The 22,450-nt window shown below is 62.3% G+C and carries 23 protein-coding genes; 10 read left to right on the plus strand and 13 right to left on the minus strand.

What is annotated here, in order from left to right; genetic code table 11:
- Nucleotides 1-141 precede the first annotated feature (141 nt).
- From SNE35_RS31445 to SNE35_RS31465, 5 genes are all read left to right on the plus strand, one after another.
- Nucleotides 142-396 (plus strand): hexameric tyrosine-coordinated heme protein, encoded by a 255-nt coding sequence (locus SNE35_RS31445; protein ID WP_320427023.1) that lies wholly within the window; start codon nucleotides 142-144, stop codon nucleotides 394-396.
- A gap of 211 nt (nucleotides 397-607) precedes the next feature.
- Nucleotides 608-1,096: a hypothetical protein gene (locus SNE35_RS31450; RefSeq protein WP_320427024.1), complete on the plus strand. Its 489-nt coding sequence runs from the start codon at nucleotides 608-610 to the stop codon at nucleotides 1,094-1,096.
- A gap of 66 nt (nucleotides 1,097-1,162) precedes the next feature.
- Nucleotides 1,163-1,423, plus strand: a complete 261-nt coding sequence (locus SNE35_RS31455; protein WP_320427025.1) for a hypothetical protein — start codon at nucleotides 1,163-1,165, stop codon at nucleotides 1,421-1,423.
- On the plus strand, nucleotides 1,408-1,962 hold the full coding sequence (locus SNE35_RS31460) for a hypothetical protein (RefSeq protein WP_320427026.1): 555 nt from the start codon (nucleotides 1,408-1,410) through the stop codon (nucleotides 1,960-1,962). The genes SNE35_RS31455 and SNE35_RS31460 overlap by 16 nt, the downstream gene beginning before the upstream one ends.
- Nucleotides 1,963-2,052: 90 nt before the next feature.
- Nucleotides 2,053-2,463, plus strand: a complete 411-nt coding sequence (locus tag SNE35_RS31465; protein WP_320427027.1) for a hemerythrin domain-containing protein — start codon at nucleotides 2,053-2,055, stop codon at nucleotides 2,461-2,463.
- 18 nt (nucleotides 2,464-2,481) lie between these two features.
- Here SNE35_RS31465 and norR read toward each other — a convergent pair whose 3' ends face one another.
- Nucleotides 2,482-4,032 carry a nitric oxide reductase transcriptional regulator NorR gene (norR, locus tag SNE35_RS31470; protein ID WP_320427028.1) on the minus strand — a complete coding sequence of 517 codons (1,551 nt, stop codon included), beginning with the start codon at nucleotides 4,030-4,032 and terminating at the stop codon, nucleotides 2,482-2,484.
- Nucleotides 4,033-4,200: 168 nt separating this feature from the next.
- On the opposite strand from norR, the gene hmpA reads away from it, so the two are divergent.
- On the plus strand, nucleotides 4,201-5,385 hold the full coding sequence (hmpA, locus tag SNE35_RS31475) for an NO-inducible flavohemoprotein (RefSeq protein ID WP_320427029.1): 1,185 nt from the start codon (nucleotides 4,201-4,203) through the stop codon (nucleotides 5,383-5,385).
- A 133-nt stretch (nucleotides 5,386-5,518) separates the two neighbouring features.
- Nucleotides 5,519-5,851, plus strand: coding sequence for a cupin domain-containing protein (locus SNE35_RS31480; protein WP_320427030.1), 333 nt, complete (start codon nucleotides 5,519-5,521; stop codon nucleotides 5,849-5,851).
- A 103-nt stretch (nucleotides 5,852-5,954) separates the two neighbouring features.
- Here SNE35_RS31480 and SNE35_RS31485 read toward each other — a convergent pair whose 3' ends face one another.
- The 8 genes from SNE35_RS31485 to SNE35_RS31515 form a co-directional block, all read right to left on the minus strand.
- A complete protein-coding gene (locus tag SNE35_RS31485; protein ID WP_320427031.1) occupies nucleotides 5,955-6,476 on the minus strand; it encodes a MarR family winged helix-turn-helix transcriptional regulator in 522 nt (173 codons plus the stop codon).
- A complete protein-coding gene (locus SNE35_RS32170) occupies nucleotides 6,407-7,597 on the minus strand; it encodes a serine/threonine protein kinase (RefSeq protein WP_431312812.1) in 1,191 nt (396 codons plus the stop codon). The genes SNE35_RS31485 and SNE35_RS32170 overlap by 70 nt, the downstream gene beginning before the upstream one ends.
- A 188-nt stretch (nucleotides 7,598-7,785) precedes the next feature.
- A complete protein-coding gene (gene ubiA / locus SNE35_RS31490) occupies nucleotides 7,786-8,688 on the minus strand; it encodes a 4-hydroxybenzoate octaprenyltransferase (RefSeq protein ID WP_320427032.1) in 903 nt (300 codons plus the stop codon).
- 112 nt (nucleotides 8,689-8,800) lie between these two features.
- Nucleotides 8,801-9,202 carry a MarR family transcriptional regulator gene (locus SNE35_RS31495; protein ID WP_320427033.1) on the minus strand — a complete coding sequence of 134 codons (402 nt, stop codon included), beginning with the start codon at nucleotides 9,200-9,202 and terminating at the stop codon, nucleotides 8,801-8,803.
- A 50-nt stretch (nucleotides 9,203-9,252) separates the two neighbouring features.
- Nucleotides 9,253-10,800 carry an MFS transporter gene (locus SNE35_RS31500; protein ID WP_320427034.1) on the minus strand — a complete coding sequence of 516 codons (1,548 nt, stop codon included), beginning with the start codon at nucleotides 10,798-10,800 and terminating at the stop codon, nucleotides 9,253-9,255.
- Between the two features lie 23 nt (nucleotides 10,801-10,823).
- Nucleotides 10,824-11,948, minus strand: coding sequence for an HlyD family secretion protein (locus tag SNE35_RS31505; RefSeq protein WP_320427035.1), 1,125 nt, complete (start codon nucleotides 11,946-11,948; stop codon nucleotides 10,824-10,826).
- A 25-nt stretch (nucleotides 11,949-11,973) separates the two neighbouring features.
- Complete coding sequence (locus SNE35_RS31510) at nucleotides 11,974-13,398, minus strand: efflux transporter outer membrane subunit (RefSeq protein ID WP_320427036.1); 1,425 nt, start codon at nucleotides 13,396-13,398, stop codon at nucleotides 11,974-11,976.
- Between the two features lie 26 nt (nucleotides 13,399-13,424).
- Nucleotides 13,425-13,862 (minus strand): carboxymuconolactone decarboxylase family protein, encoded by a 438-nt coding sequence (locus tag SNE35_RS31515; RefSeq protein ID WP_320427037.1) that lies wholly within the window; start codon nucleotides 13,860-13,862, stop codon nucleotides 13,425-13,427.
- Nucleotides 13,863-13,990: 128 nt separating this feature from the next.
- Here SNE35_RS31515 and SNE35_RS31520 point away from each other — a divergent pair, with 128 nt between their 5' ends.
- On the plus strand, nucleotides 13,991-14,893 hold the full coding sequence (locus SNE35_RS31520; RefSeq protein WP_320427038.1) for a LysR family transcriptional regulator: 903 nt from the start codon (nucleotides 13,991-13,993) through the stop codon (nucleotides 14,891-14,893).
- A gap of 286 nt (nucleotides 14,894-15,179) precedes the next feature.
- Nucleotides 15,180-16,625, plus strand: a complete 1,446-nt coding sequence (gene pdxR, locus SNE35_RS31525; protein ID WP_320427039.1) for a MocR-like pyridoxine biosynthesis transcription factor PdxR — start codon at nucleotides 15,180-15,182, stop codon at nucleotides 16,623-16,625.
- 118 nt (nucleotides 16,626-16,743) lie between these two features.
- Here pdxR and SNE35_RS31530 read toward each other — a convergent pair whose 3' ends face one another.
- The 3 genes from SNE35_RS31530 to SNE35_RS31540 form a co-directional block, all read right to left on the minus strand.
- Nucleotides 16,744-17,613, minus strand: coding sequence for a PEP-CTERM sorting domain-containing protein (locus tag SNE35_RS31530; protein WP_320427040.1), 870 nt, complete (start codon nucleotides 17,611-17,613; stop codon nucleotides 16,744-16,746).
- Nucleotides 17,614-17,626: 13 nt separating this feature from the next.
- The gene (locus tag SNE35_RS31535) at nucleotides 17,627-18,490 is read right to left on the minus strand and encodes a PEP-CTERM sorting domain-containing protein (protein WP_320427041.1); all 864 of its coding nucleotides are present in this window, start codon (nucleotides 18,488-18,490) and stop codon (nucleotides 17,627-17,629) included.
- Nucleotides 18,491-18,681: 191 nt separating this feature from the next.
- On the minus strand, nucleotides 18,682-19,455 hold the full coding sequence (locus tag SNE35_RS31540) for a PEP-CTERM sorting domain-containing protein (protein WP_320427042.1): 774 nt from the start codon (nucleotides 19,453-19,455) through the stop codon (nucleotides 18,682-18,684).
- A gap of 110 nt (nucleotides 19,456-19,565) precedes the next feature.
- Here SNE35_RS31540 and SNE35_RS31545 point away from each other — a divergent pair, with 110 nt between their 5' ends.
- Entirely contained in the window at nucleotides 19,566-20,996 is a 1,431-nt protein-coding gene (locus SNE35_RS31545) for a tetratricopeptide repeat protein (protein ID WP_320427043.1), read from the plus strand.
- Between the two features lie 1,183 nt (nucleotides 20,997-22,179).
- On the opposite strand, the gene SNE35_RS31550 is transcribed toward SNE35_RS31545, so the two are convergent.
- Nucleotides 22,180-22,413: a hypothetical protein gene (locus SNE35_RS31550; RefSeq protein ID WP_320427044.1), complete on the minus strand. Its 234-nt coding sequence runs from the start codon at nucleotides 22,411-22,413 to the stop codon at nucleotides 22,180-22,182.
- Nucleotides 22,414-22,450 lie beyond the last annotated feature (37 nt).

A 22,450-nucleotide genomic window follows, 5' to 3' on the forward strand; every position in this document is an offset into this window, starting at 1 on the left:
GCGCGATGGCCCCTCGGCGCCGGCACCATGCGTTTGGCGATCGCGGCAAATGCGCGGTACGGGCGATTCGCGGCAATTCCCTCCAAGTCGTTATGCGTGCGTTTTCCTAAGCTTGAATCAGCCCACTTCAAGGAGAACCCCGTGTCCATCTTGGTTCCCGACAACACCCTCATCACCGCGACTGTTGAAGAAGGCCGCCAGCTGGCGATGAAGATGGCTCGACTGGTGGTCAAGGCCACGCAGCCGGACGCGGAAGTCCGCGAGCAGCTGCGCGCGGTGTATGCGAAAGACGCGAGCCTGCTGATCCAGATCAGCCTGGTCACTGCGACCGAGTTCGCCACCATCGCTGCGGCCAACAACTACTGGCGCGGCGGGCCCGCGACGGCGCAAGACTGAGCGCTGTTCATCGAAGCACCATCGACCAAGGAGGCCGCCATGCGGCTGCTCGAAGCTACCTCGAAAAATGCTCGGCCGCGCCTGGCGACCCCGTCAAGCAAGGCTACAGCGTCACGCCAGAAGCGAGATCACGGCAGGCCGACGGTGATCCCGACGACGACCATGTCACGCCATCTGCGACGCCTGCTCTGGCTGTTTGGAGGGTTCTGAGATGCAGGCCTCAGCAGCGTCGATGACCAATGCCGCAGCCAGGGAGGTCCGGTCCGTGCCACAGCTGTTCCGCGGTCCGCGACCCTACGTGAGCGAGGCCAGCTTCACAGTACTGCTGATGAGTCTGCGTGCCAGTGGCGGCGTGCTCACAGGGGATGGTGTCGTCCTGCTGCTGCGCGACTACCGGGACCAGCCACTCTCCTGGCTTGCCCGGGCGATCGTCAGACGAGAGATCGTCCACATCATGTGGCGGTCGCAGGTGATGGTACCGATGTTCCAGTTTCGGCCGGAGGACATGGCCCTGCGTGAGGGCATGCAGAGCGTGCTGGCAACGCTGGCACCTGTCTATGACGATTGGGAGATTGCCCGCTGGTTCGGCGAGCCGAATGTTTGGCTGCGTGGCAAAAGCCCGGCAGCTTGCGTCAGCCTGGACGCGCGCGGAGTTCACGACGCGGCACGTGCCGACTCGTTCATCGCTGGCGGTGACTAAACCACGCTGTCCGAAGCCGGGTGCGGCGGACCGCGAACCGGGCCGAAGCGAGGCGAGTTATCACGAATGGAGCGGATCATCATGCACGACACATCGTCCGTGGCCGACCAGTTGTTCTTCGAGCTCTTCTTTCCCACCTTGCGAGCTGCGGGGCGTTCTCTTTCCTTCCCATGCGACGCCAAAGGGTGCGTCGCGCTGGACTCGCTCAGCGAACCGGCGCGCAACAACTACTTCCTTGCACGCACCCTGATGGGTTGGGCCTACGGGGCGCCACGCGTTATGTCCTGCGTTCTGTCGCCGACGAATCGTCAATGCAAGCCACTGTGAACTCCGCCATGCCCGCTCCAGACGAAGTCCGCGCCATGTTGCGGTTCATCGACTGGCTCGACGAACTGCCGGGCCTGCACAACGCCGCGGCGCTCAACGTCGCCTTGACCCGGATGCTGAAGCGCTTCGATGCTGATGAAGGCCGGATTGAGGCGCGGTTTTCGTTTCTGCTGCGTGAAGACTTAGCTACCTGCGAAGACTCGGACGCTGCACGGCTCGACTTCGAGGGGCGCTGGGTGGCGGAGTGTGCCAAGGGCCGTACGACGATCTGGGCTGAAGTCAAGGTGCCCGACCCTGTCCCGTGTCTTGGCACGAGTTGCATCAGGACGCAGGTCGCTCGCACGCGAAATTCGTCGATCGCGACGAAAGCGGGCCACGGGCACGACGTGGAATGGCGCGATCTGCTGCGCAAACTGGGCCGGTCTGTCGAGCGCGACGCACGGATCGGCCGCTACTCGATCGACGTGGTTCGCGTCCATGCGCAGCCATCCGGGCTACGCGAACACCGCACGGTGATCAATCAACGGCAACTGGAATGACTGGCCTGCAAATCAGCGAGTTCGCCCCCGGGCCTGGCGCCCGGCCCCCCGTCCGAGGCGATTCGGATGCCCCTGCCTGCGCCCCTTGACATGAACATCGACAAGTACAAGACCGACCACGTCGAGATCATGCGTCTCGTCACGGATCTCAAGCAGATGGTGCTGGGCGACGTCAAGACGCAGCCCGGCGCCATTGCGCAGAAGATCGTTGCGATCAGCTCGACGATCAAGCTCCACCTAGCCATCGAGGATCAGGTGCTCTATCCCGCATTGAAGAGGAGTTCATCGGTCCAGGTAGCGCAGACGGCGACCCGCTTCCAGCAGGAGATGGGTCCGATCGCAGCGGACTTCGCGACCTTCGCTCGCCGGTGGAACACCGAACAGCGCGTCAGTGCCGATGTCATCACGATGCGCATGGAAGCGGTCGCAATCCTCGATCGGATCCATCGGCGCATGCAGCAGGAGAACCGCGAACTCTATCCGCTAGCCGAACGCCTCTGAGTATTGCGAACCGGTCCGCTACTTCGACGGCGTACCCACTCCGAGCCTGCGCGCCAATCTGTGGAAATTGCTGCGATCCATTCCTGCCGCTTTCGCTGTCTGCGGCATCGAGCCCTGGTGGCGCACCAAGGCTGCGGCTATCCAGTCGCGCTGGAACGCCGCGGTGGCGTCGCGGAGATTGAGGCCGCTCTGCGCCCGAAACTCGGCCTGCGTCGCATCGGGCATGCCTGTGACTGTTGCAGCGACTGCAGTGGGGCCCTCGAGCCCCAGGTGCATGGGTTCGATGGCGACCCAGCGCGCGGAGCGACCGGGACCCTGTATGGCGCGCAGGGCCGCGCGACTGACGAGGTGCTCGAGCTCGCGCACATTGCCGGGCCAGTCGTGCGCGAGCAGCGCTGCGCTTGCGGCTGGCGACAGACGAAGATTGCGCACGCCGAGTCGATGCTGGTTTTTCTCCAGAAAGCCGCCGGCGAGCACCAACACGTCCCGTTCGCGTTCGCGCAACGGCGGCACATGCAAGGGGAAGACGGACAGGCGGTGATAAAGGTCGGCCCGAAAGCGACCTTCGGCGACTTCGCGCCGCAGGTCACGATTGGTCGCGGCGAGCACTCGCACGTCCACATGCAACAGGCGGTCGCTGCCTGGCCGCTGCAGTTCGCCGCTTTGAAGTACCCGCAGCAGCTTGGCTTGTACCGACAAGGGCAACTCGCCGACCTCGTCGAGGAAGAGGGTGCCGCCGTCCGCCAGTTCGAATTTTCCAACGCGGTCCTGCACCGCTCCGGTGAAGGCGCCGCGCCGGTGCCCGAAGAGCTCACTGTCCGCCAGCGTCTCCGGGAGCGCCGCGCAGTTGATCTGCACGAGGGCTGCGTCGCGCCTGGCCGAACTCGCATGCACGCGCTGCGCGACGAGTTCCTTGCCGACGCCCGTCTCTCCGAGGATCAGCACGGTAAGGTCGGACGGGGCGACGGTGTCGATGTCCTGGATCATTGCCTGCATCGCCACGCTCTTGCTCAGCAATTCTCGCGGGCGATGACCCTCACGCAGCTCGCGGGCCAAAACCTGCTCGCGGCTCGCGCGTTCTTCCATGGCGCGCATCGCCTCGGCTGCGGCAATGCTCGCTTCGAGCAGGCCGACGACCGCGTGCTTCTGAGACTCGGTCACGATATCGAAGGCATGCGGGCTCAGGGCATCGAAGGTGATAAGACCCCATATGCGCCCGTGATGATGCAGAGGCGCGCCCATGCAGTCATGGACGGCGAGCAGTTCGCGCTGGTCAGCCACCAGCCCATCGTACGGGTCGGGCAAGCCGCAGTCGGCTTCGAAGCGCAGGCCCTGCGGGCTGGCCATCAAGCGAGCAAGACGAGGATGAGCCTCGATCACAAAGCGTCGGCCCATCGCTTCATCGCTCAGGCCATCGACCGCAACCGGCACCAGTGCGGTGTCATCCAGCCGCAGCAGCACCGCGGCGTCGCACGCCAGCAGTTTGCGCACGGCAGCGAGCATCGCGTGAAAGTGGTCCTCGGCGATGGGAAGGTGATCGATGGAGGATTCAAGCGCCGCGGTAGTCATTTGGACACTTTAGTTGTCGTGACGACAGCGTGTTCTCTGTCCTCAACAAGACAACGCTTCGAATGGGGCCGTTAGGAATCAAGCACTTGCGCCGAGCTGGGTGCTGGCACGGATGTTGAAAACAGAAGGTGCAAAGCACAAACACTTCACTCGACCAAAGGACCCTACGTGTTTTCAGCCACAACCATCGCCCTCGTCAAGGCCACCGTTCCCGTGCTCAAAGAGCGGGGCGAAACGATCACGTCGCACTTCTACGCGCTGATGCTGTGCGACTACCCTGAGCTAAAGGCATTTTTCAACGAAGCCCACCAGGCCAGTGGAAATCAGGCCCGGGCGCTAGCGGGCGCGGTGCTGGCCTATGCCAGCCATATCGACCAACTCGACGCCTTGGCGCCAGCTCTGCCGCGTATCGTGCAGAAGCACGTGGCCCTGGGCGTACAGCCCGAGCACTATCCGGTGGTGGGCCGTTGCTTGCTGCAGGCGATCCGTGAAGTGCTGGGCACTGCCGCCACCGACGAGATCATCGCGGCATGGGGCGAAGCCTACGCAGGACTTGCGAAGCTGCTGATCGATGCCGAGGAACAGGTTCAGTCAGCGAATGCGGCATCGGACGGTGGCTGGCGCGGCTCGCGGCCACTGCGTGTCGCGCGCAAGGACCGCGAGAGCGAACTGATCACGTCTTTCTACCTGGAGCCGATCGATGGGCTGCCGCTGCAACGTTTCAGCCCGGGGCAGTATCTGACCCTCGTGCTTGAGATCGAGGGGCGGGAAATGCGGCGCCACTATTCGCTCTCCGACGCGCCGGGCAAGCCCTGGTACCGCATCAGCGTCAAGCGAGAGACGGGCGGCCGGGCATCGAACTGGCTGCACGACCAAGCGGTCGTCGGTACTGCGCTGAAGGCCAATGCGCCCAGTGGCGACTTCGTGCTGGACCAAGAGGCGCCGCGGCCACTGGTGCTGGTCACAGGCGGTGTCGGGATCACGCCGGCGATGAGCATGCTGGAGGTTGCCGCGCCTACCGGCCGGCCGGTGCACTTCATCCACGCGGCGCGACACGGGGGGGTGCATGCTTTCCGCGAACGTGTTCAGCGACTTGCAGCCACACATTCCAATGTGCAGCCCATCTTTGTCTACGACACGCCGCGCACCGATGACGAGCCACACACGACAGGCTTTGTCACTGAAGCCCTGCTGGCTCAGCATTTGCCGGAGGATCGGGACGTCGACCTCTATTTTCTTGGCCCCAAGCCATTCATGCAATCGGTCTATGCCAGCGGCTTGGCGCTGGGAATCCCCACCCATCAACTCCGCTACGAGTTCTTCGGACCGATGGAGCCGCTCAAGACGACCTGACCGCGCGAGCCCGCTCATGCGTCTGCAGGTACGGGCAAGCCCGCGGAAGCAGGTGTAAGCGACTGGCCCATCCGCAGACATACGCTCAAGGCCAGAAGGGCCGGCCTGTTCGAGGCCCTGTGAAGGAGTTTCAATGGCGCAAGCCCACCACAAGTCCGGCGAACGTTTCGTCGTCAAGCCGTTGGGAAAAGGGCTCGGCGACGCGAGAACGACAGCCTTGATCAAGGCCGAGCAGCTTGAGCTTGTGCGCATCGTGCTGCACGCTGGCAAGGGCCTGCCGATGCACCAGGTCGCCGGTGAAATCACAGTCCTCTGCCTGGAGGGCCGCATCGACTTCGAGACGTCCACCACCCATCTGAGCCTCGAAGCCGGGGATATTGTGCATCTCGCCTGTAACGAGCCGCATGCCTTGTCGGCGGTCGAAGACGCTTCTGCGTTGCTGACGATCTGCTTGCCGAAGCTATGACCGATGCCGATATCAGTGAGATGTCCGCGCCGCGCCGGGTGTGTTGACTGCGGCTAGCATGGTGCCTGCGTTTGCAGGTGCCTCGGGCCCGAGCGGGCGGTAGTCAGCCGGTGGCAACGAGCTTCGCGCTGTCCTGAGTCAACACGACCTCCAGGCGCACCAGGGCCTGGGAGATCTCGGCAACTTCTTTGATGTCAATCGTTGTGGGTAGGCACAAGCCCCTCGAGCAAGCGCGGACCGCGAGCTCCTCGACAGCGTGTATCCCAGCGTCGGTCAATGAAACATTCACCTCCCGGCGGTCCGCGGAGCTGCGAACACGTTTCGCCCAATCTTTCGCGACCAGGGTGTTGCAGATGCGAGTCATGTTGCTGGCCGTCTCGCCATTTTCCCGCGCCAGCTCGGAAGGGGTAGCTTGGCAGAGCGGTCTGTCCTTGAGGCTGCTGAGGACCAAGAACTGCATGATGGTGATGTCCGAATGCCGAAGAACGGCATTCAAGACCGCCACCATCTGGATCTGACACACGCGCAAGCCGCGTGCAACGGCAAGAATCGCGTCTACCGAGGCTTGTGATCCTGCGCCGTGCTCATGTGAGCCCTGCTGCTGTTCCTTAGCCCGTCTGTCCATCGACGTCGGATCCACTTCGAGTCATGCCGGTGACCATGCGTGCAATGTAGGCCGTGTTTGCAGACAGCGCCTCCATCGAAGGAAAGAGCGTTCCTTCCTGTTCGGCAGTACCCAGTCAGGTGTACACCGCCTCGACCGCGGCCTTGAATGCGTACCCGACACCGCGCTCGGTGACGATGAATTGCGGGGAGCGCACATCGCCTACCGCGGAGCAGGACCAGTTCGCAGCCGCCCCCTTGCGCCACCCGCCGATGCGCGCTGCGCAGGGCACTCAATTCGCTCTCTCGGCCATGAAAGGCTTGGACAGGCCGAAGCCTGCTACCCGCGTCTTCGACACACAGCTCGAAATCTACGATTTCTCCGCTATCCTGCCATGCCGCCAGGCACCGGCGTAGATCGCCTTCGACCGCGGCAGCGCTCTGGTAGCGATCGCCGGGCGCCTTCGCCAGCATCGTCATCACAAGGCGCGAGAGCACTCGCGGCAGCTGGGGCCGCATGTCCGCGGGAGCAGGCGGCAGGCGAGCCCATTGGGCGTGGAGCGGTTGCTGCAGGCTGTCGGCAGGGAAGGGCAGCTTGCCGGTCAATAGGCGATAAAGGATGACCCCAAGACCGTAGAGATCGCTGCGCCCATCTACCGTTCCGGCGCCGCCACATTGCTCGGGCGCGAGGTAGGACCATGTCGTATGGGCCGCGCCCGGCAGGTCGCATGTTGATTCGGACGACGGCGCTACGAGGGCGCAAGTGATGAACCAGGCTTGACCGCTCAACGAATCGATGAGTATCCGATCCGGGCGAAGCCACTGGTGAATCAGGCCTTTGGAGTGCAGTCCGCGCAGGGCGACGGCCAGTCCGATTGCCAGGCGCAGGCCTTCCTCGATGCCTAGCCGCTTGCTCAGAGCTTGCTTAAGCAGATCACCTCCCGGATCTTGCAGTGTCAGCGTGGCTCGATCGGCGCCGAGGTCGATGGCCAGAGCTTGGCAGCCCCAGGCCGGATCGATCCGCTCTCGCTGCTGGTATTCGGCCAGCAGCAGGCGTCGAATCTCCGCGGCCCGACGGAGCGGCGGCGACGACGAGCAAGTGGGCCTTCCGATCCCGGCTAGGCGGTTTGCGCCAGACGGCAAGCTGGCTATCTTCGCTCAAGAGATGGCCGGTCGCGGTGAACTGGGCTTGGGTCACGGATCTCCGATCTCGACAGCCCTCAATTGAAGCAAAGCGCTTGGCATCCGGGTTGGGCGTCGTGACAGCTCCGGATGTCAACTGACACACTTACCCGCGCCGCAGCCGTGCGATTCCAGAACGTCGCTGCGATCTATCGCAATGCTAGATCCACGGCGGTGCCGAGAAATACCGAGAAGCCGATCCAGTGGCTCATCCGGAACGCCTTGAAACAGTCCTCCCGCGTGCGCGTTCTCACCAGGAGGTTTTGCCACGCGATCTGCAACGCGGCGATGGCGGCTCCCAGGCGAAAGTAGTTGCCCATACCCAGGTGCAGGCCGATCAAGGTCCAGCCCAGCAGATAGATTCCGTAGAAGGCCATCACGCTCTGCACGTCGAAGCGACCCAGTGTGAGCGCGGACGTCTGGATGCCGACATGGATGTCATCATCGCGATCGACCATCGCATAGACGGTGTCATAGGCGAGAACGTAGAACAGATTCGAGGCCATCAGCACCCATGCGACGTCCGGGATCGCTGCCAAGGTCATGCGCACATGTTGTGTCTCGCGATCGAGCGTTGCAGCAAAGGCCATTGGAATTCCGAAGCTGAACGCAATGCCCAATACGGCTTGCGGAACCGAGATGAAGCGCTTGGAGAACGGATAGACCAGCGCGATGGCTAGGGCAGCGATGGCGAGTTGTACGGTCAACTCGTTTGTGGTCAGGACCAGAAGGAATGCCATCAGTGCGAGCAAGGCACCGACGAGCAATGCCTCCCTTACCGCGAGCGCGCCCGTGGTGACTGGCCGGCCGGCCGTTCGCTTCACGTATCGGTCGAAATTACGATCGGCAACATCATTGATGCAGCAGCCGGCACTGCGCATGAGCACGGTACCCAAGGCGAACACGGTCAGCAGGTGCCAGCCCGGCCAACCTTCGGCCGCCATCCAGAGTGAGGCAAGGGTCGGCCAGATCAGCAGCAACCACCCAATCGGACGATCGAGGCGGATGAGATTGAGGTACAGGGAAAGCTTGCGGCGGGTGCTTCCATTCATGGCTCGAATTGTGTCTGCGGAGGTCGTGTGTCGACAAGCCAGTCGGGCGAGTTCGCCTGCGCAGAATCTACGCGACGCACTTCATCGGATCCTGTTGTACCCATCCTGTGCCTTAGGCGTTGCCGTTTTCCAGCGCGGAGTCGGTGGCGGGTACCGCGTCCGGCCTTAGCTTGAACAATAGATCCCGGATGATGCTGCTGCCCGCTTCCGTCAGCGTGATGTCCACACGGCGACGATTCACTAAGCCGTGTCGGCGAACGACCCAACCGCAATCTTCGAGTTGATTGCAGATCAAGGTGACATTGCTTCGCGTCCGGCCGACATCGAGCGACAGTTCCGACGGTGTTCCCCGGTAACCCGCGCGCTCGTAGAGGCTCGCCATGACCAGAAACTGGTTGTATGTGACGGATACCTCATGCAGCGCCTTCTGCAACAGAACGGCGTATGCAAGATGGGGGCGGCCCGCGCCGGCCTGGACGCTGGCGTCGTCGTCGGGGCAATGACGCTTGGACATGACAGCATCTGGAGTTGAGAGGTCAGAGTTCACGATAGGCATCTCAGGTTTCAGCGAAAGACACGCTGTGTCATGACCACCGCGATGCCCAGCAGGCCCAGGCCAGCAATCACGCTGAAATGGTCAAGGTTGGCCAGCATCGCTGACTGTTGAGCAAGCATTTGCGATGCCTGGGCGACGGCGAGCTTGCCGGCTTCGCTGGGCGCCAGCATCGAGGACAGGTAGTCCTGCAGGCGTTGAATCGTCTCGACATAGGCGGGGTTGTGGACCGCGAGCTGTTGGGACAAGACCGAGTAGTGCACGGCCACCCGCCACTGTTGGCCGATGGTGGCCAGCGCGACTCCGAGCGCGATGCCGACCTGAGCCATCATGTTCTTCAGTTGCTGGGCGTTCGAGAGCACAGCTTCGTCATGCTCCATCTCGCGAAAGGCTTGCATGGCGTTGACGGGCAGCACGGTCAGCAGAAAAATGCTGTTGCAGGCCAATGCCGGCAGGACGTCGATCCACAGGTTTGCATTCGGCGTGATCCGCATCAGCAGGCCGCCAAAAGCTGCCAGCGCAGCGAATCCGACGACGAGGAATTTGCGAGGTGCCGGATGTCGTGGCAGCACGCGCTCCATCACCCACCAGGTCAGCATTGTCACGAAAAAGCCCAGCGCTTCGATTCGGCCGACGGTGGCCCAGCCATAGCCCAGAGTGCCTTGCAGCATCGAGGGAATCTCATAGTTGTTGGCGCCGAGCATCAGGTAGGCGAAGAGGAACAGGCCGAGTCCGAAGAGAAAGCGCGGCCGCAGTGTGCCGCGGATACGCAGCAGTGGCTTCGCGTGGACATGCTGGCGATGGAGATAGATCCACACGCCGGTGAGTCCGCCGATGAACACGAGGCCGCACAGGATCACGTTTCCATAGAAGTCATAGTAGAAGCGCTGCAAGGCATAGAGCACCATGAAGATGGATGCCAGCAGTAGCACTTGATGCCAGGGACTCAGATCGGAATTGCTCGGCGATCTGTTGATGGGCGCTTTGGGGAGGCAGAAGCTGGCCATCAGGAAAATCGCGCCAGAGAGCGTTGCCGTCAGGACGTACATCGCCGCCCAGCTGTCGTTCGACACGGCAACCGACGCTAGCCATGGCGCCGCCGCGACACCCAGTGCCACACCCATGGCCAGGCTGCGGATGCCGACAAACCGCTTCGGCCCCGCGAGTGTGTGATGGATGATCATGCGGGAGGCTGTGAAGAAGGAGCCGCCACCCAAGGCCATGAGTGCGCGCCCGATCAGCAAGCCGACGAAGTCATGACTGCACGCACTGGTCAGCGAACCGGCTACCGACACGAGCGCCGAGAGCTGAATGAAGCTGCGCCCGCCGATGCGCTCGACGAACCAGCGCTGCATCGAAATTGAGAACACCGCGAAGCTGGCGTACACGGCCGCGATGAGGCTGAACTCCTCTGGGCCGATGCTCACCTCGCCCATGATGGGCGCGGCAGCGAAGGCGGTCATGCCGGACTGCAGGAACTCGACCAGCGACAACAGGAAGATGATGCCGTAGAGCAAGGGATTCGGCTGCGGGGTCGACGGTGTGCTGCTGCTGTTCATGGCTTGACTCCCGATCCCGAGATTCAACGGTTCGCTGCAATGACGTCGTTGACGATTGCATCGGCGCCGGCGAGCGGTGTGGCGAGCACATCGGTCTGGTCGCCGTGATGCTCCGATTGGTGCGAGGCGAGGCGGGGCGCCTCTTGTCGGCGCGTATCGACGCTGACCCGCATCGAGAGCCCCAGTTGCAGCGGATGTTCGGCGAGCTGCTTGGGATCCAGCGCAACACGGATCGGCACGCGCTGCACGACCTTGATCCAGTTGCCGGTCGCGTTCTGCGCTGGCAGCAAGGCGAAGGCGCTGCCCGTGCCGGCGTCTTGTCCCACCACGATGCCCGAGTAACTGACGCTGCGGCCATAAAGATCGGCGCTGAGCTTGACCGGCTGACCGGGGCGAATATGGGCCAGCTGCGATTCCTTGAAGTTCGCGTCGACCCACAAGTGATCGAGCGGCACGACCGACATCAGAGCCGCGCCCGGGGTGATCTTCTGGCCGAGTTGCACATTGCGCTTGGTGACCACACCGCTCACGGGTGCGGGTACCGAGGTGCGATAGGCCGCGATATAGGCGTCGCGCACCTGGGCGGCGGCGGTCATCACCTCGGGGTTCTTGTCGAGCGAGATGCGGTCGACCAGCGCCTGACTGCCGGCCCACTGCTGGCGTGCAGCGTCGAGGGCGGCCTCGGCCACGCGTGCTGCTTCTTCGGCGTGCTGCACCTCTTCGCCCGAGATGGCGCCGCTGGCGAGCAACTCGCGTCGGCGCGAGAGGTCTGCCTTGGCGCGACTCAGATCGACGCGTCGAAGATCGACGTTGGCGCCGTTCTGACCGGCTGCTGCCACCTGGGCGCGCGCCAGTCGAACGCTCTTGGCCAGTTGCGCCTTTGCACGATCGAGCGCCAGCCTGGCGTCGACGTCGTCTAGTACGACGAGTGGCATGCCGGCCGACACATGGTCGGTTGTGTCGGCCGCGAGCGAGGTGACGACGCCGCCGACCTGCGCGGTTACGGCGACGACGTTGCCGTTGACAAACGCGTCCTCGGTCGATTCGCTGCCAGCTACGTCATAGTTGATGCAGGTATACGCGGCGCCGGCGAGGGCCAGCACGCCGGTAGCCAACATCACATTCCGGGAAATCATGGATGGGGTCATGTCGGTCTCCTTGGGCTTTCAGGGTTCAGGATGCGGACGGTGCGTAACCGCCACCGAGCGCGCGGATCAGGTTGAGTTGCAGCTCTCGCTGGCGGCCTTCCGACTCGATCTGCTGGTGCTGCTGGTTCAGCACCATGGCCTCGGCCGACAGGACCTGCAGATAGTTGGCGAGGCCGTTCTGGAAGCGGTTGCGCGCAAGCTGATAGGACTGCTCGGCCAGGGCCAGGCCCTGGTCTTGTTCCCTGCGTTCGTCGGCCAGCCATTTCATCGAGACGAGTTGGGTCACAACGTCGTGCAAGGCAGCGATCAGCGTGGCGTTGTAGGTCTCGACTGCGACGTCATAGTCGCCTTGCCGGAGGTCCAGGTTGGCGCGAAGGCGGCCGCCGTCGAAAACCGGCAGCGAGATCGCCGGGCCGACGCCTAGCATGCGGCTGCCAGCCGTGAGGAAGTCGCCGAGGCCGATGCTCTGGACGCCGGCAAAGGCGCTGAGGGTGATGTTCGGATAGAAACCAGCGCGGGCGACCTTGATGTCCTGGGTCGTCGCCTCGACCCGCCAGCGTTCGGCCACCAGATCGGGGCGGCGGCCTAGCAACTCGGCCGGTACATTCGTGGGCAGGGCCAGTGCAGGACTGGGCGACAGGTGGGGGCGGGTGATCGAGAGGCCAGCATCGGGCCCTTGGCCCGCCAGTGCGGCGATCTGGTTGTTGGTCAGGGCAATGCTTTCGGCGATCGCTGCGATCTGTTCGCGCGCAACCGGTAGCGCGCCCTCGGCCTGGGTCAGTTCGAGACTTGAATCCAGCTTGGCGGCTACGCGTTTGCGTACCAGGTCCAGGATCTGTTCACGCTGGTGCAAGGTCCGTTCAGCCAGGTCGCGCTGTGCGTAGGCGGTGTCCAGGCGCAGATACGCACGGGCGAGGCTCGTGGTCAGCACCAGGCGGGCTGCCTGGGCGTCGACTTCGGTGGCATGAGCCCGGTCCAGAGCTGCATCGAGGGCAGCATGATTACGACCCCAGAAGTCCAGTTCGTAACTGACGCCCAGCGAGGCGTCGTTGATTGAGTTGACCTGGCCCGCCAGCGTCTTCGGATAGATGCTGGTTGCGCTGAAGTGCTGTTCGGTGCTCTTGAGGCTGGCATTGGCCTGCGGTGACAGCGAAGCGCCGATGATGCCGGTGACCGCATGCGCTTGGCGCACGCGCGCCGCGGCAATGCGCAGGCTGGGCTGTTCCTTCAGCGCCTGACGGATCAGCTGGTCGAGCTGAGGATCGCCGAACACCTCCCACCACTGCTCGGTGGGCCACGCTGCGGGGGATAGTGCCACGACCGAGAGGCTTTGTGCCGAGGCCAATTGCTGGACGTCCATCAGCTTGCCGTGGGTCGAGAGACCGCCGGTGCTCGCACAGGCCGTCAGCAGGCCGGTACCGAAGGCAAGAATCAATGCATTGAGCTTCATGATTGGCGGTCTCCGGCGATGGCCCATCAAGCCGGCAGCTTGCGGAAGGCGATGGCGAAACGGTTCCAGGCGTTGATGGTCGAGACCAGCAAGGTCAGGTCGACGATCTCTTCGGGCGTGAAGTGCGGGCGGATCTGTTCCCACACGGCGTCTGGCACATGGGTTTCCGAGACCAGGGTCACGGCCTCGGTCCATGCAAGGGCGGCGCGCTCTCGGTCGTTGAAGAAGGGGGTCTCTTGCCAGACCGACAGGGTCGCCAGTCGGCGCGGCGCTTCGTCAGCCTTCAGCGCGTCGGCGGCGTGCAGGTCCACGCAGTACGCACAACCGTTGATCTGTGATGCGCGCAGCCGGACCAGTTCGACCAGTTGCTTCTCCAGACCGCATTTGGCGATGTGCTGCTCCAGCGTGCCCAGCGCCTTCATCGCATCGGGGCTGGCCTTGTAGAAATTGAGACGAGGTTCCATGACGTTGACTCCTGTGAGGCGCTCCGGATTCGGAGCTTGTTTCGGACAGGAGTAACGATAATTTCGTCGCCAATCATTGATAAGCCTCCAATGTTGCGATGAATTGTTCTAAATTTAGGACAATGAACATGGACCTGAACGACCTGCGCTATTTCGCCCTGATCGTCGAGCATGGCGGTTTCAGTGCCGCCGAGCGCATCACCCACATCACCAAATCGAAGCTCAGCCGCCGCATCTCCTTGCTGGAGGAGCGGATGGGCGTGCGGCTGTTCCAGCGGAGCACGCGCCGGCTCTCGCTAACTGAGGCTGGGCAGGCCTTCTATGAGCACTGTGCCGCGATGATGGTCGAGGCGGAGGCCGCCACGCAGGCATTGGAGCAATTGCGTGCTTCGCCCGCCGGCACCGTGCGCATGACCTGCCCGGTGGCCATCGCTCAGTTCTATCTCGCACGCGTCGTGGCTGATTTCATGCGCCAGCATCCGAAGGTGCGGGTCGAGATCCAATCGACCGACCGCGTCGTGAACCTGATCGAGGAGCGCATCGACGTGGCGCTTCGCGTGTTCGACAGCGGTCTTGAAGATCCAGCCCTTGTTGCCCGACGTATTGCCTCCGGGCATATGGTTCTGGTTGCCAGTCCGAGCTATGTCGCCGCCCGGCCGCCGATCCGTACGCCGGCAGATCTTGCAGGGCACGACACGATCGGTGCAGAGGAGGATGGCCGCGAGCAGATCTGGACCCTGGGCAATTCGTCTAATGGCCACAGCGTCAAGCAGGCGCACCGTCCGCGCCTGCTTTGCTCCGATTTCACCGTCCAGTACGAAGCTGCAGTCGGCGGCGTCGGCATCGCACTGTTGCCATTGCGAATCGCATGGCGAGGGCTGGAAAACGGGGCGTTGTTGCGTGTTGCGAAGGAATGGGCTACGCCTGATCAGGCCATCCATCTGGTCTTTGTCAGTCGCCGCGGGATGCTGCCGTCGGTGCGGGCGCTGATAGACCATCTCGCTGTGCACGTGCCGACAGCCATGGCGTGAGGGCGCCACGAGATCTGCGCGAGCTTGCTGCGCTGTGGCGAGGCAAAGTATTCTCTGGCTCAGCGATTCAAGGTCCCCGGGGAAGAGTGGACCGAGACGCTGAGTGGGAGCCTGGATCCAGCCAACATCGGACATCGCGGTACGTCGCACTTGCCGACCTGTGACCACGAGGGGTTCAGACTGGCCCCTCGATGCTGATCGCAGTTTGGAATGCGTGACTCTGGCGTTCATAGACAAGCCAGAGCTCGAATCAAAATCTCTCGCAACAAGCACACAGCCCCAATCAATGGAAATAAACATCGTTCTCGAAGGAAGAAAGGATCTCACCGGACAGATAGAGAGGTGCCTGCGCAAGCTCATCCGCCAGGGAGACCTCACCGCTGGAACCCAATTGCCGCCTTCGAGAGTGCTCGCGGAAAGTCTGGGCGTCTCACGCAAGACCGTCAGCGAGGCCTATCAACGTCTGTCGCACGATGACCTGGTAGAAGCACGACACGGCTCCGGCTCATACGTTCGCCAGCAGCCGGTTCAGCCTATCGCCAGGCCGATCGCTCCCAAGCTAGCGGGTGCGCCGGTCGCAGATCGTTGGCGAAATCTGCTTCTCCCTCTACGTCATCCACTTCCCGCCGGTGGTTCGCGATACGAGTTCATCGGCGGTGCACCTGACAACTCCCTTTTTCCACATGAGGTCTGGCGGCGCTGCGTCATGCACGCCTGCCGTCAGGGCGCCAGGGGCAGGGCGCTGTATGGCCAGGCCGAAGGATTGCCGGAACTGCGTGAAGCTGTGGCCCGCCACGTTGCGGTTGCACGGGGCGTCCGTTGTTCAGCGAGCGATGTCATCATCACAAATGGAGCGCAGCAGGCGCTTGACTTGATTGCTCGCGTGCTTGTTCGCCCAGGGGATGTCATTGCCGTCGAGGAGCCCGGGTACCCGCCGGCCCGGCATCTGTTCGAAGCGCAAGGCGCGAATGTCGTTGGCATCGAAGTGGATAGCGAGGGAATTCGTGTCGACCTGATTCCAGAGCAGACCCGACTCATTTACACCACGCCATCGCATCAGTTTCCCCTCGGCATGCCAATGAGCGTTGCCAGACGCAAAGCGCTGATCTCGCGGGCCACTGAACTCGGCGCCATCATCATTGAAGACGACTACGACAGCGAGTTCCGATTCGAGGGCAGTCCTACCGATTCGCTTCAAGGCATGGACGGCAGCGGACTCGTTGCCTTTGTGGGGACTTTTTCGAAGGCGTTGAGTCCGGAGCTTCGCCTCGGTTTCGTCGTTGCTCCTGGGCGGATCGTCGAGGCGCTGGGAAACGCCAAGCACTTGACTGACTGGCATACGGCGCCGTCTGTTCAATGGGCTCTCGCAAAATTCATGAACGACGGGGACCTTCAGCGGCATCTTCGGCGCGCTCACAATGTCTACGCTCAGCGGCGCCAGGAACTCATCGCGAGCGTCAACCGGGAACTTTCATCCGCCTTTGAATTGATCCCCATTCAGGCGGGCTTTCATATGGCAGCCTTGGCCAAGCGCGCCCTCGACGTCGCCAAGCTTATTCACTGGGCCCGGCGCGTTGAAGTTGGCATCTACCCATTGGATGTCTTCTACATGGCAGGACGGCCGAGACAAGGTCTGATGTTCGGCTTCGGCGCCATCGCAACTGCCGATATTGCCCCGGCTCTCTCGCGAGTCGGACAAGTGCTCCGACAGTTGGACGGCACGTCGGCCTGAGGCTGCTCTGTGCGAGTGCGGCTGCGCCCTGATCAATGTTTCGGCGCACCCGCCCCGCTATGCCAGCGCAGGCGGATGCTGATGTAGAGGGCGAGCAGGCGATGAAGCCGCGCGACGCTCAGGCGTTCCGCTTCAAGGATTGAGCCTTCCGCCGGCGGGTCATCCAGACCATGACGCCCAGTCCAGCGGCTAGCAACGCATAGCTGTCCGGTTCCGGCACCGGCGTTGCGATGGAACTGCCACCGGCGTCCAGTTCGCCGTAGAACGCGCCAAGCAAATCCTGCGAAGACGTGTTGCTGTAGGTGACGCTCAAGGTACCGGCCCAGCTCTGTTGCGCACCAGTGAAATTGCCGTAGGCGTCCATCGCCGCATCCACGTATAGGGGCTGGTAGGCCTGGGAGCGAATCAAGATGCCGTCGATGTCATGACCGTCGAGCACCAGAAGGGCGTGGCTCGATGCGAATTCGCCAGTGCCGCTCACCGGGTCGTACCCGATTGTGGTCTGCACATTCAGTGTAGCGTCCACGGTAATGGTGATTGCTGTGTGCGGCGACAGCGTGAAGTTCGTGGACGTGTAGTTGGCGGCCAGCGCCCCAAACTCGCCGTAGCCGAGACTGTTGCTGCTGGCCGAACCTGACACGAGCATCGAGGTGATCCCAGCTACTGTATTGGCGCCGACCATCGTGGCGCTCGACGTGGAGAGAGGGGCTTGGAGGCTGTCATTAACAGTGCTCGATGCGTTCTTTCCCAGGTGCGAGAAGGCATCCTGCTCGAAGTCGGGACCGTAGCTGCCAATGGCGCTGTTGAGGAAGGGCTGGCTGCCGAAGTTGATCGTGAGAGAGGGGTTGATGCCGTCATTGGGGTCGAGGTCGGTCAGCGTGATATGGACGTTGCCGAGAGTACCCGAGGCCGAGCTATCAGCGCGGCAAGGGCCAGCGACTACGGTCAGGCTCAGGGCAAGCGCTGCTGTGTAGCGGAGTGTCTTCATGAGGTTCCTTGATTTAGAGGAGGCGACGGCGGCGTACGGCTCCGCCGACGGCGGCAAGGCCGGTCAGGATCAGCGCACCGCTGGCAGGCTCCGGAACGGCGGCCACGGGGATCGAGGTGCCGCCGACGGACAGGACGGCGGTGAAGCGGCCGTCAGCTTCGAGAGTGCTGCTGTTGCTGTAACTGCTCACCAATTGGCCCTGCCACGACTGCGATTCGCCGCTCGCGCTCCCGTCAGCACCTATGGAGTACCAGGCAACAGCCGCGGCGGACTCACGGTCAAAGGCCGTGCTGCCTGTCGATGTCGGGCCGCTGGTCTCCAGCTGCAGTACGGCGCCACCGTTCTCGACGTTGCCGATGTCGGGGTCACCGCCTTGTGTCGTCTTGCCGGTCAGCCAGCCGGTGACGGTGAAGATCACCTCGGTGTTCGCGGACAAGGTGAACAGCGCGGTGGGCGCATTGGTCGTGGCGTAGTACACGCCGCTGAAGTCGATGCCGCTCATCGCCGAACCGCTGACAGCCAGCGCGGAGAAGCCGATGCCGGTGGCTCCGGTCGCTGAGCTGCTCGCGCTCGACACGTCAGTCGTGACGCTGCCGCTGACGTTCCCGGAGGGCGTGGCGCCCACGTGGGTGAATTCGCGATAGGTGTCCTCTTCGGCTGTCGCGGCGCGTACGTAGCCGTAGACGTAGGGACCGGCATAGGCGCTGGTGGAAGCGGCAAAGCTGATCGATGGCGCGACGCCGTCGTTGGGGTCCAGATCGATCAGCGTGTAGCTGACGGCGGTGACGGCACCGGCCCCAGTAGAGGTGGCCAGCGCCAGGCTGCTTGCGAATGCCAGCGCAAGTCCAATTGTGAAGTTCGAGAATGGGAGAGGCACGGCTCGTTTCCTTTCATGAAGAGCTGCAGCAACGACGACGGATTGGCGCCCGCGGCAGCGATTGAGATGGGAGTTGGGGCGTAAGTGAGATGGACGAGGCGGCCCCTGGAGCGCCTCGCCTTGGCGTTCGGCTGAATCGCGTCTGAATCGGGCGCGCTTGTTGCCGGACATAGCGCGCGGTGTCCGGCAGACTAGGCTGTCGCGTTTGGCGGAGCCTTGCGCGGCCGCACTGCAGCACCTGCCAGCACAGCAAGTCCACAAACGTGGAGAAGAACGCTGTCCGGCTCGGGCACGGCCGAGGCGGAAACAGCGACGTTGTCGATAGCAGCGTCAAAGTCGACCGGGGTGTAGCCGTAGCCAGGCACGAACGTAGTGATGGCGATCTGATCCACGCTTTTCAGAATGTCTGCAAAGGTGACTCCGGGAGGGAGAGTCGGATTGCCGGAGGCGTCCACGCTGCCGTTGCCAGACCATCCGTCGATGTAGGTCTTGGAATGCGTGTCGGAGATCGTGGCCTGCATGTGCTGCCATCCGCTGCCAGCATTGAGCTTGCCCAGATCGATCCAGACCGATGAAAAGGACCAGCCTGGCAAGGCCGCGTTGTGGTCGCGGAGCTCAATGACCAGATCGCGGTCGGCGTTTCCGCCGAATTCCGAGTCGGATTGAGCCATCGACAGGACGTTGATGTCGAGGCTGAAGGTTATTGAATTGGACCTCGTGAAGTCGCCGATGAAGTCGGGATTGCTGCTGTTGACGTAGGTGAGGCCATACGTCGAAAAATGAGTGTGGTAAGCCGGGGCGGCATTGCCCATTGAGGCATCGATATTGGAGTAGATGCCATCCCATGACCCCTCCCAACCCTGGGTGCCGGAAGAGAAATCAACGATCGAGTTGTGATCGGAGGCTTGTGAACCAAGTGCGAATAGCAGACCTATGGCGAGAACTGTCGAAGACCGGGCGCGCATCAATACTCCATGTGAGATCGAATATGAGGAGGGTCGATGCTAGGTTGTCGATCGAAACGAATCTTGATCGAATCTTGACTGTCAAAAGAAACTAGAAAGTCGTGTCCCAAATGTTGGAGCTGGATGAGTCGGGTTTTCCCAGGTTGCAGGATGGGCGCTATTTAAAACTTGCCCCGAAAGAGAGAGCGGTTTTGGCGCAGCTTTTACAAAGCGGAGAAAAGGTCGTCAGCAAGTCCGACTTCGCCGCGACGGCATGGAGTGGCGGCGAGATGACTGACGAGGGCTTGGCTCGCAGTATTAGCCGCATTCGAAAGGTGTTATCGCCGCATGGGGCCAAGGTAGCCTCCGAGTACGGGACAGGCTATCGCCTCGTTATGTCCGGAGCCGCAGCGCAAGCGAGGCGGCCGTCGCGCCAAGACACGGATGCGCTGGCACACGCCCGTCAACTCCTGATTCAGCGCACGCCGGCCACGATCTCTCGCTGCATTGAATTGACCCGGACGCTATGCGCGCAGTCGCCGCGTCTCCTGGACGCGAGGGTGGTGCTGGTTGAGGCCTTGGCGGTGGCCATTCTCTGGGGCCAGGTCCAGACGAGGCCAGCCGTTGCCGAAGGCATGCAGATCCTGGACATGTGCGTTGACGGGCTGAGCGACTTTCCAGGTGCCCATGCATGCCGAGGTGTTTTGCTCGACCTGGCATGGAGGTTTCGCGAGGCTGAGGTGCACTTCAATCGTGCATTGGCTCGCGAGCCCGAGAGCGTCGATGTCCTCCTGGCATTCGGCCGGCACTTGCTGTGCATGGATCGGTGCGAAGAGGCCGTGCAGGTGCTGCGCAGGGTGCTAAACCTATCGCCGCACACCCTACACGCTCGTATGAACCTCGCGAGGGCTCTGATTCAGGGCGGGCGCCCTGGTGACGCGGTCGCCGAGGTCCGCGCGGCGCAGTCAGATCATCCTTCTACTCCGGTCTTGCAGGCCTTCGCCTTGGCAATCGAGGCAATGGCAGAGCCGAGACCCGAACTTGAGACCATCGCGAGGCGAATGACCGAGGGGACGGATGCGCCGCCGTTCGCTTGGTCCGTGCTGGCCTTCGTACAGTCGCGGCTCGGCAGAAGAGAGGCGACTCTGGACATCGTCGAAACCGTTCTGCTCTGTTCATCGATGGATACGGGCCAGCGAGCCCTGTATGCGGCTCCACTTGCTGCCATCGGTGAATACGACCGCGCTGCCGCGTTGCTCGAGGCCGCCGCGGAAGAGCGCTGCGGGATCCTGGGTATTGTCCTGCGCGATCCAGCGCATGCCCATTGGCTGTACGAACATCCAGCAGGCCGCCGCCTCATCACGCTCGTCTTCGGCGAGTCTGACTTTGAGACCGGACCTCGCGAGAGACGGTTGGGCGAACAAGGGGCACCCCGGCATCGTGCTCATCCTCGCTGTCAATTGGTAGCCGTTCGATCGGACAGGCCCCCTTTTTCGGAAGTCAGGGGAGCTGAACCAATGCCCTTTACGAGCGTTGCATCTGATGCTTCAAAAGGGAAGTGATACCCGTTATGTGCATTCAGCGCTTGGCCCATCTGCTTGCAAGGCCTCGTTCGAGCAAAGTGGCTCCACAAAATTTTCCTCAATTGGCAACCTTGAGTGACCATTGACCATCTAGATTGTCGGTACTGATTGCATTGTGCGAGCAAATCCGGTTTACCTATCAAGGTGGTGAAGGCTTAAGCCTGTCCGCGGCTTTCATTGAAATATTGATTGACGGATGGCTCGTTGTCATCTGAAATTTATAGCGATTTATGCTTTCCTTGGTATTTCTGTCCGGCGTTGACGGAAAGCGGTTTAACGTCGTTCCTAATTCATATCGATTGGGGCTTTCGCGAGTTGCTCGCGCATAACCTTACTTGGCAATATCGTACGTTGTGAGGCGCTCCTCAATGGCCGGTTCGCAGTCATGTCACGAAATGAACCTTGGCGGAGCTGAATTTATCGGATGTTCGTATTGAGCGATATCAGCAGGGGTAGTCGCGTGTACCCCGACCAAGCCTGATTCTTGAATTAGGAATCGACGAGCCAGGCTATTGAGGACGGAATTCTCTGCGCTTGTTCATCCCGTTGAGTACCGCACCCCGTGCAGGCCTGAGAGAACTGCACTGGGAGGCAACAGATGGCGCAGGTCGTTTGCTCGGGGAGATGGCCGGAGTGAGAGGGCTACAGCCCCCGCTCCGGCCACTACTTTGAGCCTGACGAAGAAGAGGCCCCCGACAGATCCATGACAGCCGCGTCTAGCTTGAGAGGGCGTCGCGGTTTCGGCATTGGCATCGCGCGTGGATAAGGCAGCATGCCTGCGTCAGTCTGATCCTAGCCCGACGAAGGCAATGCTCGCTCCTCGCCGATCGGTGGGGCTCATGACCTTAACCATGAACGCGAAAACGAAGCTGGCGCGGCGTCAAAGTGGGCGTTTGCTGGGAGCCGTCCGATGCCTTGCGCCGCTTTGAGTGACCTTCTGGGCGGGCATGCAGGGAGCCTGGGTGCTTGCGCTGATGAGTCACTCGCCGATTGCGCGTCTCGCTAGTACGGCAGGCTGTCAACCGGTTTCTTGCCCGAGACGGCATGAGGACGAGTGAAATGAACTAGTGCAGAGAATTGCGACGCAGCGGTCGAGGCAATGCCTTCTCGGCATTGCCGCCGTAACGCTTGGCTGGCGTTTCGACGTCGGTTCGGTTTAGGCCTACTCCCCCATAGCCTCCGTCTTGTGACCGGCACGACTAGCTGCGAAGCGCTGGAAGGCTTGGGGGGCCTCGCTGTTCAGCACCGCCATTTCGCCGCTCTCTTGCGCCTGGACAGGTCTCACTTGCATTTGCGGACCGGTCTTGGCGCCGCGGTCGGCAGCAAGTGCAGTGCAGCCGATCATGATGCCGGCGGAAAGAAGGGCTACAGCGAAAACGATAGACGTCTTGTTCATGATGACATCCTTCCGATAGGACCTGGGCCGATTGGTT

Source organism: Roseateles agri, from assembly GCF_034043675.1.
In the GTDB taxonomy this organism is placed as follows: Bacteria; Pseudomonadota; Gammaproteobacteria; order Burkholderiales; family Burkholderiaceae_C; genus KK5.